Here is a 12,740-nt window from a genome sequence, read left to right as displayed (position 1 = left end):
GAGAAAGTATGTTTGGGGAGAAGGAAGGAGATTATACGATGAATACACCTACTCAAACTCCTTCATTATCGGAAACGATGAAAGAGTGGCATTATGCATTAGCGTATGAAATTAAGCATTGGAAAACGATAGGTGGTAGTAAAATTTCTATCATGAACGGTCGTTTTTTATATACAGATTATGAAAGTACAGTATATGTATTTCAGCTTATTTCGGAAGTAAGCTTACCTGAAGGTTCACCAATTCGAATTGAGTTCGATGGTGAGGAAGCGACAGGAGAAGTATTATCTGTACATGGATTAGAAATAGAATTGAAATTAAATGATTATATACAAGGTGAAATACGAGAAGCTGTTTTATACAGTGAACCGTGGCAATTGTTAGAGCAACTGCAAGAGCGATTGAAAGAAGCGCGTAAAGATAAGTTAAAACGTAATCGTATAAAGCGTCTTGTTGACGGGACGAGTAGTCCGAAGCATATTGAGAAGATGAAAAATCCGAAAAATGAATTGGCGTATCGTTCATTTTACAATCCGACGACGTACGTGTGGGGACCGCCTGGAACAGGGAAGTCTTACAATTTATCACGTATTATTTCGGCACATTATCAAAAAGGAAAATCGGTACTTGTATTAGCTCATAGTAATGCGGCAGTAGACGTATTAATGAGTGAAGTCACGAAGCAAATTGAGAAGAAAAAGAAATGGACACCTGGCGAAATTGTTCGTTACGGTTATAGCCAACATGAACATATACGAAATCATGAAACGTTACTTGCGTCGAAGTTAGTTGAAACGACGAACGGATCTTGGGGAGAAGAAAGACTCTATTTAGAGGAAACACGACAAGATCTTCGAGAAAAGATTTTATCATATAAAGCGACTTCTGCTGATAAGAAGCGTATACAAGAGATTGAAAGTGATCTTCGAAAGCAAAAAGCAAAAATTAAAGAAGTAGAAAAAGAATACATTGAAAATGCGAAAGTAATCGGCGCGACTTTATCGAAATGTGCCATTGATTCACTGATTTATGAGCGTACATTTGATTTAGTTGTCGTAGATGAAGTGAGTATGGCATATGTTCCGCAAATCGCATTAGCTGCTTCACTTGGAAAACGTATCGTCGTTTGTGGCGACTTTTTACAATTACCTCCAATTGCGATGGCAAACCATGAACTCGTTCGCAAATGGCTCGGGGAAGATATGTTTTACCATGCTGGGATTGTTGAGTCTGTTAATAAATCAGAAGCACATCCGAACCTATTTATGTTGCAGGAACAAAGACGTATGCATGCGGATATATCGAAGTTTACGAATTCGTTTATTTATAAAAATAGAGTATACGATCATCCGTCTGTTTCAGAGCGTAAAGAGCTTGCGCAATTGCAGCCGTTCGCAAATGAGGCGAGTGTTTTATTCGATACGAGCCAAATGGGAGCCTTTTCGTTAAAAGACGCTGCATCTGGTTCACGTTTTAACATTATGTCTGGTTTAGTAGCAATGCAAATGATGTTAATCGGATTGTTAGATGGTGTTCAATCGATTGGTGTTGTGACACCTTACAGGGCGCAGTCACGCTTTTTATCGACGTGTATTAGAGAAATGTTGCAGAGAACGAAATATCAAAACATACCAGTATTAGCGGCAACAGTTCATAAGTTCCAAGGTTCTGAAAGAGATATGATGATCTTTGATACGGTTGACAGTTATCCGCAAGAACGACCTGGCGTATTATTCTTTGATCACAAAAACCATCGCCTCGTCAATGTAGCAGTGACAAGGGCGAGAGGGAAGTTCATTCAATTATCAGATTGCCATTATATGCGTAAAAACCTTTCGAGAAAACAAGCATTATCACAATTAACAGCTCATATAGAACGTCACGGAGATGTGTATGATCGCACGACATCAAGACAATTGTGGGAACGGAAAATTTCGAAACGTTTACGCTGGTTTATGGAAATGAATCTTGAGGAAACGAAAGGGTTATTAAAAGATATTTTAGCCGCAAAACGAAAAATTATTATTTCACTTCCAAGTACAAAACAAGTGGATAAGCGAGTATGGCAAGCGTTAATGCGTACAAATGCGCAAATAACAGTTTATAGTGATGGACCAGTTCCACTGAAAAATGTAAAGTTACAAAGACAAAATAAAGCATTCCCATTCTTAGTAATTGATGATGAAATCTTCTGGGCAGGTGCACCGCTTACATCTCAAATGATGTTTGAAGGTAGTACGGAATTTCCGTACGTATGTGCAAGACTGCAAGCACCAGAAACAATTGGTGTATTAAAAGGATTTTTAGATATTCGGTAAATTCGGATAGGAATTCCTTGACTTTTAATCGGAATGAACTTAGAATGAATGTAATTTAATATAATTTTATGAAAATTCTTATCACGAGAGGTTGAGGGACTGGCCCTATGACACCTCGGCAGCGGATTCGTTATGAATACTGTGCCAATTCCAGCAAGGTAACTTGAAAGATAAGAAAGAAGCTCATTTTGACTGTATATACAGAAGCCTCTTTCTATCTTTTAGAAAGAGGCTTTTTTATGTGAAAATAAAAGGAGGAAGAACAATGGGAGCGACAGGAGTAGCGTCACAAAGAAAAACAATTAAAGAGAGTATCGAAAGAAATAAGGAAAAGTACATAGACACAAGTCATGATATTCATGCGAATCCGGAGATTGGAAACCAAGAGTTTTACGCATCTAGAACGTTAAGCTTATTACTAGGTAGTGCAGGATTTCAGCTGCAACACAATATAGCTGGACATGAAACAGGTTTTATCGCGCGAAAAAGTTCAGGAAAACAAGGACCAGTCATTGCATTTTTAGCGGAGTATGACGCTTTACCAGGACTCGGTCATGCGTGTGGTCACAATTTAATTGGCACAATTAGCGTTGCAGCAGCAATCGCATTATCAGAAACGCTTGAAGAAATTGGCGGGGAAGTTGTCGTGTTTGGTACACCAGCAGAAGAAGGCGGGCCAAATGGTAGCGCGAAATCAAGTTATGTAAAGGCAGGTTTATTTAAAGACATTGATGCGGCGCTTATGATTCATCCGAGCGCAAAGACAGCGACAACGAGTCCTTCATTAGCAGTCGATCCACTTGATTTTCATTTTTACGGAAAAACAGCTCACGCTGCAGCCTCACCAGAAGAAGGGATTAACGCATTAGATGCGGTTATTCAGCTCTATAACGGTATTAACGCACTTCGCCAACAACTTCCGTCAGATGTGAAAATTCATGGCGTTATTACAGAAGGCGGAAAAGCACCTAACATTATTCCTGACTACGCCTCAGCAAGGTTCTTCATCCGTGCAGCAACGCGAAAAAGATGCGCGGAAGTAACAGAAAAAGTAAGAAACATTGCTGAGGGAGCAGCGTTAGCAACAGGTGCAAAAGTAAAAATCCATCAATTCCAAAATGAAATCGATGAATTACTCGTAACAAAAACATATAACGATATCGTAGCGGAAGAACTAGAACTATTAGGTGAAGATGTAAACCATAAAGAAAGAGTAGGGATCGGTTCAACCGACGCAGGAAACGTAAGTCAAGTCGTACCGACAATTCATCCGTACATTAAAATCGGACCAGATGATTTAATTGCACATACGAATGAATTTAGAGAAGCAGCACGTTCAGAACTTGGAGATAAAGCATTAATTACATCGGCAAAAGCATTAGCAAATACGGCGTATCGATTAATTACGGAAGAAGGGTTGTTAGAGAAGGTGAAGGAGGAGTTTAGAGAGGCACAGAGGAATCAGGGGTAAGGCGCTTTTTCGAATATAAATCTAATTCATATGCAGAAATAATAGAAAAGAACATTGAAAAATCAATGTTCTTTTCTATTTATGAATCATTTATTTCTTTAGTGATATCTTGAATCTGGTCTAGTCTAGTTTAATAGTAACGGTGATCTGTGAGTTCAAATTGCATTAAAGGATAATAACTAGAGAATGTGTTGTAATTAAAATTTATATTTCTATATTAATTTGTAAAATAAATTCACTTTATGTTATTATATTTCCCTTGGACTGACAGTTTATAGAATGTATAGTGAATATTTGAAAAGTTAAAATAGGGGATGTATTACGTTGAAATGGTTATCTTGGGACAAAAATTTAAAAACTAGATTGATTGGCGAAACTATGTTCAATACATTGTTTTGGATGTATTTTCCGTTTATGGCAATATACTATAGCGATGCTTTTGGTAAAGCAATTGGCGGAATTTTAATGGCAATTATACCTCTTGTAGGCATAATAGGTAATTTGTTAGGTGGATATTTAGCTGATCGATTAGGGCGTCGACCTGTCATGCTATTAGGCACAATCATACAAGTAGCAATGTTTGCAGTTTTTGCTTTATCTCATTCACATTGGATTAATTATTTAGCCTATATCGGTATTGGAATTAGCGGGGCAATATACAGTCCAGCAAGTTCTGCAATGATAGCTGATATAGTGCCAGAAAAGGATAGAAGGGTGGTCTTTGCCACTTTTGTTACAGCAAATAATATTGGTGCTGTATTTGGACCAGTGTTAGGTTCATTTTTCTTTTTTCATTATCGAAGTGAATTGTTATGGACTTGTACAATTGTTACATTTATTTATTTTATAGCAATCTATTTCATAATTAGAGAAACGCTGCCCGAAGCTTCTAAAAATGATGGAGATAACAATCCAATATCAAAAATCTTTAAAGAACAATGGAATAATTATATGAAAATTTTTAGTGATAAAATTTTCTCTCTTTACATATTTGCGGGAGTTTTGATTATGATAGCTTTCATGCAGCTAGATCTTTATCTTGCATTATATGTAAAGGAATTTGTACCAACTCAATCTCTTTTCTCATGGAGTACTGGTTCATTCTCTTTGAGTAATACTGAAATTTTCGGATGGATGATGGGGTTAAATGGCATTTTGTTTGTTTTATGTTCTTTACCTGTTGCAAAATATTTTGAGAATTGGAGCGACCGAAACGTTTTAATTGTCTCTAATATATTATTTGGAATGGGTATGTTTTTAATAGGGTTAACAACGAATATATGGCTACTATTTGGCTTTATGGCAATATTAACTATTGGGGAATTGATTCGTTCGCCAGTTGTACATAGTTTTGTCAGTAGATATGCACCTGAAAATTCTAGAGGACAGTATATGGCAGCATCTAATTTACAATTTACCATTGGGCGTTTTATTGCACCAATAATGATTGTATTTTCTACATGGCTATCTCCAATTGTTGTGTTCGGAATTATATTACTTTGTACCCTTGTTAGTGCAGTTTTCTATGTGAAAGTATTTCGTATGATTTCAAATACAAACATACATAATTCTACAAAATAGCCCTGTTATGCAGGGCATTTTGTAATTTGATAACTTAAAAGTTCTGTTAAGGGAAAGAAGAGAAGAATATATTAATCAAAAAAAATTGATTAATTAGTTGCATAAAGAGCTAAACTACATATATACTATAAACATCAAAAAAATTTGATGAAGGGAGAGGGGACTAAAATGGCACAAGATTTTCAGCTCTATGAGAAAAAATTTAAAGCATTAGCGGATCAAAAGCGTTTAGAGATTATGTATGAACTTTGCCAGCGAGGCCAGACTTGTGTATGTGATTTAGCAGAGATTTTTGAAATGACGCAATCTAAGTTGTCCTATCATTTAAAGATTTTATTAGATGCAGGTTTAATTGTAAAAGAAACAAAAGGTACGTGGAGTTATTATGATTTAAATGATGCGGAAGTAAATAATTTATTATCAGAAGAATTGTGCTGCATTTTTAGAAAAACAGGCAAAGGTAGTTGCTGTTAAAATTTTGTAGTATTAATCAAAAAAAATTGATTAATAACATATAAAGAGGAGGAATAAGTTATGAGATATGTTCATGTTGGTATAAATGTTACGGATTTAGAGAAGTCTATTGAATTTTACGAAAAAGTATTTGGTGAGTCACCAGTTAAGGTGAAAATGGATTATGCAAAATTTTTATTAGAGACGCTAGGACTTAACTTCACGCTGAACGTAAGAGATGAAGTGAAGGGAAACCAAGTAAATCATTTCGGTTTCCAAGTGGATACAGCTGAAGAGATTATGTTACATAAAGAAAGGTTAGAAAAAGAAGGTTTCTTTGCACGTGATGAGATGGATACAACTTGTTGCTATGCGGTTCAAGATAAGTTTTGGGTAACGGATCCTGATGGGAACGAGTGGGAATTCTTTTATACAAAAGCACAGAGTGATGTTCACAAAATAGAAGAGTCATCTTGTTGCACGACTTCTAACGTAGTAGAACAAAATTCTTGTTGTTAATAGGAGATGGAAAATAAAATGAAACGTTTATCTTTTCTAGATCGATATTTAACACTATGGATTTTTCTAGCTATGGCTGTTGGGATTGGTTTAGGGTTTGTATTTCCTAGTGTAGTAGACGGACTGAATACATTACAAGTTGGAACAACGTCTATCCCGCTTGCTGTTGGTTTAATTGTCATGATGTATCCACCATTAGCAAAGGTTCGTTACGAGGAAATGGGCCGAGTATTTAAAGATGTAAAAGTATTGGTTTTATCTTTAGTACAAAACTGGATTATCGGACCTGTACTTATGTTTGTTTTAGCAATTATTTTTCTTCCTGATAAGCCAGAATATATGGTTGGTCTCATTATGATTGGGTTAGCACGTTGTATTGCGATGGTCATTGTTTGGAACGATCTTGCAGATGGGGATAAAGAGTATGCAGCAGGTTTAGTGGCTTTTAACTCAGTATTCCAAATGCTATTCTTCTCCGTTTATGCATACGTGTTTGTAACAGTCATTCCAGAATGGTTAGGAATTGAAGGGGCTATTGTCGATATTACAATGGTAGAAGTAGCGAAATCCGTGTTTATCTATTTGGGAATTCCTTTTATAGCAGGTATGTTGACGCGATTTGTACTCGTTAAGTTAAAAGGTAGACAGTGGTATGAAAAGGTATTTATACCGAAGATTAGTCCACTTACATTACTTGCATTACTATTTACAATCATCGTTATGTTCTCTTTAAAAGGGGAAATGATTGTTAGCGTACCATTAGATGTAGTAAGAATAGCGATTCCGTTATTAATCTATTTTATTGTAATGTTTTTTGTTTCTTTCTTTATGGGAAGAAAAATTGGTGCAAACTATCCGGTGACGACAACGTTAGCATTTACAGCAGGTAGTAATAACTTTGAGTTAGCGATTGCTGTAGCAGTTGGTGTGTTTGGTATTCATTCGGGTGCAGCATTTGCAGCTGTTATCGGGCCGTTAGTGGAAGTACCTGTAATGATTGCACTTGTAAATGTCGCTTTTTGGTTTAAGCGTAAATATTTTAATGATCAACCAGTATAATTTAAAAACAAAGGCGGAAAACAACATGGAAAACAAAAAGACAATCTATTTCTTATGCACAGGAAATTCATGCCGAAGCCAAATGGCAGAAGCATGGGGCAAACAATATTTAGGTGATAAGTGGAATGTATATTCTGCAGGAATCGAAGCACACGGAGTAAATCCAAATGCTATTAAAGCGATGAATGAAGTAAATATTGATATAACGAATCAAACATCAGATATAATCGATTCAAATATTTTAAATAACGCTGATTTAGTTGTTACCCTTTGTAGTCATGCAGATTCTGTTTGTCCTTCGACACCTTCGCACGTAAATCGTGTTCACTGGGGATTTGATGATCCAGCAGGAAAAGAATGGTCTGAATTTCAACGTGTTCGCGATGAAATTGGAGAACGTATAAAGAGATTTTCTGATACAGGGGAGTAAATAAAGGAAAGAGCCAATCTTCTATTTTATAGGGATTGGCTCTTTTTTTATTGTACATAGTTATGACTGCATTGGTTCGCATAAATTACCGAAAAGCAGAGGATATTCTGTTGGGTTTATAAAGTTAGAAATATATTTAATCATGTAGGTGTTCATAAATAATAAAGTCATATAAAAGATAATAAAGTTGTTTAGAATTAGAGGTGGTATGATGAATAATCACACTACCTTTCCTTTGTTAAGTATAATTGAATGAAAGGATTTTTGGATATATAAATAAAGGGTAGTATATTAGCGCAAGGGGGAGAATGATGGATAAGTTGTTACAAGAAATTATAAATTGGTTAAAGATGAGAGATGAACAAATTGTTATCGGTATTTCAGGACATGGTGCAGCTGGAAAAACAACGTTTACTAATAGACTCGTAAAGCTACTAAATCAAAATGAAGTAAATTATATTAATACAGATCCTTACATTGTTAGTTCAGATATCCGCAAGCATGCAGTGATTCACTATACATATCAAAATGAAAATCATCGTTATAAAATGACAGCTTGTCATCCAGCGGCGCACCATTTGGCAGCTTTAGAAAGAGATATTCATATGGTTAGAGCGGGGCTAGATTTTTATACGATAGATACGCATTATATGAAAAGTAAGTTGATTTCTTCGGAAAATAAAGTAACGATTGTGGAAGGAATGAGCGCCGCATTTATTAATCCTGATTTATTTGATTTGAAAATTTATTTTTATACAGATGGCGAAACGGAACTAATGAGAAGATCAAGCCGGGATATAGCTGAAAGGGGAGCCGATATAAATTATTTAAGGCAGTCTCATGAAGAACGCCGGATTCAATATGAAGTATTTATGCATTCGTATAGTCAGCGTTTTGATATCATTATCAAAACCTCTGATGAAACAATATGTTTAGAAAAAAATACATTTGAGTTTTATAAAGTTTAAATGAAAATCCTGAATTTGTTAATTGCATTATGACGCTTCATTTTTCTTATTTAGTACTTGTATTAAACAAATGTATTATTTAATCAATAATACATTCACTATGAAATAACTAGATTTTTAAAAAGATTTAGTAGCCTTCTTTCATCTACATATATAGAAGGCTATTGTAATTTTGGCGGCAAAATTACATAACTTTATTATTACTCCACAGTAGGATAGAATTCTTTATTTGAATACATTAGGTGTATCTTAAAAATCCTCACTTTAAAGGTTTTTATTCGGAAGTACAAGAATGAATTTTTGCATGAAAGGGGAATAGGGTGAAACGCATAATAAGAAATGTAGTAATAAATTATTTTAAAGAAATTCATCCACTAATAGTGGAAGCAGAATTACATAAGAACAGTTGGCATACAGATTTACATTATAAAATCATCGTAAATGGAGACCGGTATTCCGCACGGTTTATGAATAGCGATCGAACAACTAATCCAGCTTTTGGGACATTATCAAATGAACAATTGAAAGAGCAAGTACGATTTACGTATTATTTACGAGAGCATGGAATCCCATTTATGCAGATTAAGGAGAATCGGGCGGGAGGGTCATTTACATTTGTTACTTAGAATGATGAACAGTACCGGTTTGTATTGTCTACTTGGATTGAAGGGGAGCATATTACTCATTGTACAGAAACAATGGCAGAGATTTTTGGAAAGGAAGCAAGAAATATACATGATATTTCTAGTACATTTCAAAACTCGACTTTTCAAAAGAAATCGCATTTAGATGGATATGGTGAGTTTATAAAGCTATTAGAAAATAAAGGTGGTACATGTAAGGAATTGCGGGGGTATATAGAGCTCGCTAAGTGTCATATAGAATGTGCATATACGAATAATTTGGAGTTTATTGTACAAACCGATTTAAATCCTTTGAATGTTTTATGGGGATCAAGTCAAAAGGTAAAAGGAATTGTGGATTTTGAATCTATTAGTTATGTTGACCGCGTTGAAGGGTTAGCCTTTTTAATAAAGTGGTATTCCCGGACAGAAGGAATGGAGTCACATGTAGTATGTCCGAAAGTTGCTAGAGCATTTTTAGAAGGGTATGGAGCTAATAACATTTTAACTTTAAATGAGTATGAAAGACTTTCTTCGTTGCTATGGTTATCAGGTAGTTTAAATTGGAACTTTGTTAAAAAGACGATGAACCTAATGGGTGACGAGAGTGCATTAGTAGAACATTTGAGAGTTTATAAAGGAAGAGGAGAAAGACTGTCGTCATTGTTAATTGGTAGATAACATTTATTATTCTAATTTTGGATGCGAAAAAGAAAGCATATGGGGTGTTCAAAAAATGAAAATACAAATTGTATTGTTTGATGGTTTTGGAGAACTTGTCTCCTTTGCACCTTTTGAAGTATTGAAAAGAGCGATAGAAGAAGGGGCTCCATTTACGGTTGAACTCGTATCAAGTGTACAGAAACAAGAAGTTACTACTTCATTTGGAATTACGGTGAAACTACATGATTTTTTACGAATGGATAATCGCCCAGATTTATTAATTGTACCTGGTGGTGGCTGGAATCATAAAGCAGAGCATGGGGCACGAAAGCAAGCAGAGCTTGGAATACTGACAGAAACGATTAGAGAGATGCATAATGAAGGAACGATTGTTGCGGGAGTTTGTACTGGAGGTATGTTACTAGCTGCATCCGGTATATTAAATGATAAAAAGGCGACAATGCATCATTTGGCGCAGAGTGAAATGAGTGAATATGGAGCAGAGTTTCTTCCTTACAGAATTGTAGATCAAGGCGATATTATTACTGTAAGAGGAGTTACTTCAGGAATTGATTTAGCTCTTTGGGTTATCGAAAAGTTCGCAAGTCCTAAAATTGCAGCCGCTGTTGAATATAGAATGGAATATGAGCGGCGAGGTGTTGTTTGGAAGTAATTTAATTATATTTTTTGCTGCAGAGCGTATCAAATTTTGTAAAAGAGAAAGAGTCAACTCATACGAGTAGGTTCTTTCATTTATATACTATATTGCTTATTTTTCACAGTAATATCTTTTTCAAAAAATCATAAAATAGATAATATATTTTGTTCCACATTGATAATTATTTTCATTATATATTTATAAATTAGTAAAATTTAGTTTACAAATTTGCGTACAACTTATATAATTTGACTCATATAAAAAAAGTTTCCTTAAGGAAACTTAAACGTGGATTTACATTCGCTTTATATTTTTTTGCTTAAAAGTTGCCTTTACGCAAAATAATTATATATACGAAAAAAAGAAAGGGGAATGCATAAAAAATGGATGAGGCTATAATTGTTAAAGATTTGTTTGTATCGTATCAAGGGAATCAAGTAGTTCAAAATGTCTCCTTCGATATTGAAAAAGGGAAGCTCGTTGGAATTATTGGTCCAAATGGAGCGGGGAAATCTACTTTAATGAAAGCTGTATTAGATTTAATCCCAAATGATAAGGGATATGTCCAAATTCTTGGAGAGGATATTCGAAGCGTTAGAAAGAGTGTTGCATATGTACCGCAAAGAAGTGATATAGATTGGGACTTTCCGATTACAGTTTTAGATGTCGTGCTAATTGGAACGTATCCATCTTTAGGTATGATGAAAAGACCGAAGAAAGAGCATCGGGATTGGGCGTTTGATTGCTTAAAAAAAGTCGGAATGGAAGAGTTTAAAAATCGCCAAATCGGTGAGTTGTCAGGTGGACAACAACAACGTGTCTTTTTGGCGAGAGCTTTAGCGCAAAAGGCAGAAATATTCTTCTTAGATGAGCCGTTTGTCGGAATTGATGTAACAAGTGAAGAGACAATCATTAAAATTCTTAGGGAACTACGTAAAGAAGGAAAAACGATTGTCGTTGTCCATCATGATTTAAGTAAAGCAGAATCGTATTTTGATAAATTACTATTAATGAATAAAAGCTTAATTCATTACGGAGAAGTACGCCAAGTATTAGAACCAACTGTTATGTCAAAAGCGTATGTGAATCAAGGAATATTGTTTAATAATGCAGCGGAGGTACATTCATCATGAAGATTGTAGAATTTATAGATGCATTAACGCAGTATAGTTTTCTGCAGAAGGCGTTATTAACTTCCGTTATGGTAGGCGTTATTTGCGGCGTAATTGGCTGTTTTATTATTTTACGAGGTATGGCATTAATGGGTGATGCCATTTCACATGCTGTTCTTCCAGGAGTAGCGCTTTCTTATATGATTGGAATGAACTATTTTATAGGAGCGGTTTTAACAGGTGTTATTACTGCAGTAGGAATCGGATTTGTAAGTCAAAATAGTCGTATTAAACATGATATGGCGATAGGAATTATGTTTACATCTGTTTTCGCTGTAGGGATTATTTTAATTACCTTTATGAAGAGTAGTTCTGATTTGTATCATATTTTATTCGGGAATGTTCTATCAGTTCGTTCTTCCGATATGTGGATGACACTGATTATTGGAGTCGTCATTATTGGTCTTGTAATGTTGTTTTACAAAGAATTACTCGTATCCACGTTTGATCCAACGATGGCGCAAAGCTATGGATTACCGAATAAATGGATTCATTATGGCTTAATGATTCTCCTTACAATGGTTACAGTAGCTTCACTTCAAACTGTTGGAATTATTCTAGTCGTTGCGATGCTTATTACACCAGCGGCTACAGCGTATTTATTAACAAATCGTTTATGGGTCATGATTTATTTAGCAGCAGGCATTGGTGCGCTTTCATCTGTAGTAGGGTTATATTTTAGTTTCTCTTATAATCTTGCTTCAGGTGCAACAATTGTTCTTGTCGCAACATTCTTGTTCGCGCTGGCATTCTTTTTCTCACCGTCACAAGGTTTGTTTTGGAGAGCTATTAAAATTAGAAAAAATAGAGCAGAGTTGTCATAAT

The 12,740-nt window shown here is 35.2% G+C and carries 11 protein-coding genes, 1 pseudogene and 1 riboswitch; all 12 genes and pseudogenes read left to right on the top strand.

Translation table 11 applies throughout. From position 1 onward, the window contains the following. Window positions 1-8: 8 nt before the first annotated feature. The 12 genes and pseudogenes from F3I02_RS02625 (at window position 9) to F3I02_RS02570 (ending at window position 12,739) form a co-directional block, all read left to right on the top strand. Complete coding sequence (locus F3I02_RS02625) at window positions 9-2,318, top strand: AAA domain-containing protein (protein WP_131250121.1); 2,310 nt, start codon at window positions 9-11, stop codon at window positions 2,316-2,318. Between the two features lie 75 nt (window positions 2,319-2,393). Beyond that, window positions 2,394-2,495: riboswitch (SAM riboswitch) on the top strand. A gap of 88 nt (window positions 2,496-2,583) precedes the next feature. Then, on the top strand, window positions 2,584-3,789 hold the full coding sequence (locus F3I02_RS02620) for a M20 family metallopeptidase (protein ID WP_196477542.1): 1,206 nt from the start codon (window positions 2,584-2,586) through the stop codon (window positions 3,787-3,789). Between the two features lie 324 nt (window positions 3,790-4,113). Then, the gene (locus F3I02_RS02615; protein ID WP_196477541.1) at window positions 4,114-5,370 is read left to right on the top strand and encodes an MDR family MFS transporter; all 1,257 of its coding nucleotides are present in this window, start codon (window positions 4,114-4,116) and stop codon (window positions 5,368-5,370) included. Between the two features lie 168 nt (window positions 5,371-5,538). Further along, on the top strand, window positions 5,539-5,844 hold the full coding sequence (gene arsR, locus F3I02_RS02610; protein ID WP_000046013.1) for an arsenical resistance operon transcriptional regulator ArsR: 306 nt from the start codon (window positions 5,539-5,541) through the stop codon (window positions 5,842-5,844). A 60-nt stretch (window positions 5,845-5,904) separates the two neighbouring features. Beyond that, complete coding sequence (locus F3I02_RS02605) at window positions 5,905-6,342, top strand: ArsI/CadI family heavy metal resistance metalloenzyme (protein WP_196477540.1); 438 nt, start codon at window positions 5,905-5,907, stop codon at window positions 6,340-6,342. 18 nt (window positions 6,343-6,360) lie between these two features. Further along, window positions 6,361-7,401, top strand: a complete 1,041-nt coding sequence (gene arsB / locus F3I02_RS02600; RefSeq protein ID WP_002110658.1) for an ACR3 family arsenite efflux transporter — start codon at window positions 6,361-6,363, stop codon at window positions 7,399-7,401. A 25-nt stretch (window positions 7,402-7,426) separates the two neighbouring features. Next, a complete protein-coding gene (gene arsC / locus F3I02_RS02595) occupies window positions 7,427-7,831 on the top strand; it encodes an arsenate reductase (thioredoxin) (protein ID WP_196477539.1) in 405 nt (134 codons plus the stop codon). Window positions 7,832-8,142: 311 nt separating this feature from the next. Then, entirely contained in the window at window positions 8,143-8,799 is a 657-nt protein-coding gene (locus F3I02_RS02590; protein WP_000359528.1) for a uridine kinase family protein, read from the top strand. Between the two features lie 320 nt (window positions 8,800-9,119). Further along, window positions 9,120-10,103, top strand: a pseudogene (locus F3I02_RS02585) (phosphotransferase enzyme family protein). Window positions 10,104-10,158: 55 nt separating this feature from the next. Further along, the gene (locus tag F3I02_RS02580; RefSeq protein ID WP_196477538.1) at window positions 10,159-10,758 is read left to right on the top strand and encodes a DJ-1/PfpI family protein; all 600 of its coding nucleotides are present in this window, start codon (window positions 10,159-10,161) and stop codon (window positions 10,756-10,758) included. A 368-nt stretch (window positions 10,759-11,126) separates the two neighbouring features. After that, window positions 11,127-11,876, top strand: a complete 750-nt coding sequence (locus tag F3I02_RS02575; RefSeq protein ID WP_074594182.1) for a metal ABC transporter ATP-binding protein — start codon at window positions 11,127-11,129, stop codon at window positions 11,874-11,876. Then, a complete protein-coding gene (locus tag F3I02_RS02570) occupies window positions 11,873-12,739 on the top strand; it encodes a metal ABC transporter permease (RefSeq protein ID WP_000706185.1) in 867 nt (288 codons plus the stop codon). The genes F3I02_RS02575 and F3I02_RS02570 overlap by 4 nt, the downstream gene beginning before the upstream one ends. The last annotated feature ends 1 nt before the right edge of the window (window position 12,740 follow it).

The sequence above is a fragment of the Bacillus sp. SRB3LM genome, from assembly GCF_015712745.1.
In the GTDB taxonomy this organism is placed as follows: domain Bacteria; phylum Bacillota; class Bacilli; order Bacillales; family Bacillaceae_G; genus Bacillus_A; species Bacillus_A thuringiensis_K.
This window is presented reverse-complemented; position numbering and strand designations above follow the sequence as displayed.

Excerpts from the sequence above, each read along its gene's own strand:
- F3I02_RS02625 (WP_131250121.1), top strand. The coding sequence starts at position 9 with ATGTTTGGGGAGAAGGAAGGAGATTATACGATGAATACACCTACTCAA.
- F3I02_RS02620 (WP_196477542.1), top strand. The coding sequence starts at position 2,584 with ATGGGAGCGACAGGAGTAGCGTCACAAAGAAAAACAATTAAAGAGAGT.
- arsR (WP_000046013.1), top strand. The coding sequence starts at position 5,539 with ATGGCACAAGATTTTCAGCTCTATGAGAAAAAATTTAAAGCATTAGCG.
- F3I02_RS02605 (WP_196477540.1), top strand. The coding sequence starts at position 5,905 with ATGAGATATGTTCATGTTGGTATAAATGTTACGGATTTAGAGAAGTCT.
- arsB (WP_002110658.1), top strand. The coding sequence starts at position 6,361 with ATGAAACGTTTATCTTTTCTAGATCGATATTTAACACTATGGATTTTT.
- arsC (WP_196477539.1), top strand. The coding sequence starts at position 7,427 with ATGGAAAACAAAAAGACAATCTATTTCTTATGCACAGGAAATTCATGC.
- F3I02_RS02590 (WP_000359528.1), top strand. The coding sequence starts at position 8,143 with ATGGATAAGTTGTTACAAGAAATTATAAATTGGTTAAAGATGAGAGAT.
- F3I02_RS02580 (WP_196477538.1), top strand. The coding sequence starts at position 10,159 with ATGAAAATACAAATTGTATTGTTTGATGGTTTTGGAGAACTTGTCTCC.
- F3I02_RS02575 (WP_074594182.1), top strand. The coding sequence starts at position 11,127 with ATGGATGAGGCTATAATTGTTAAAGATTTGTTTGTATCGTATCAAGGG.
- F3I02_RS02570 (WP_000706185.1), top strand. The coding sequence starts at position 11,873 with ATGAAGATTGTAGAATTTATAGATGCATTAACGCAGTATAGTTTTCTG.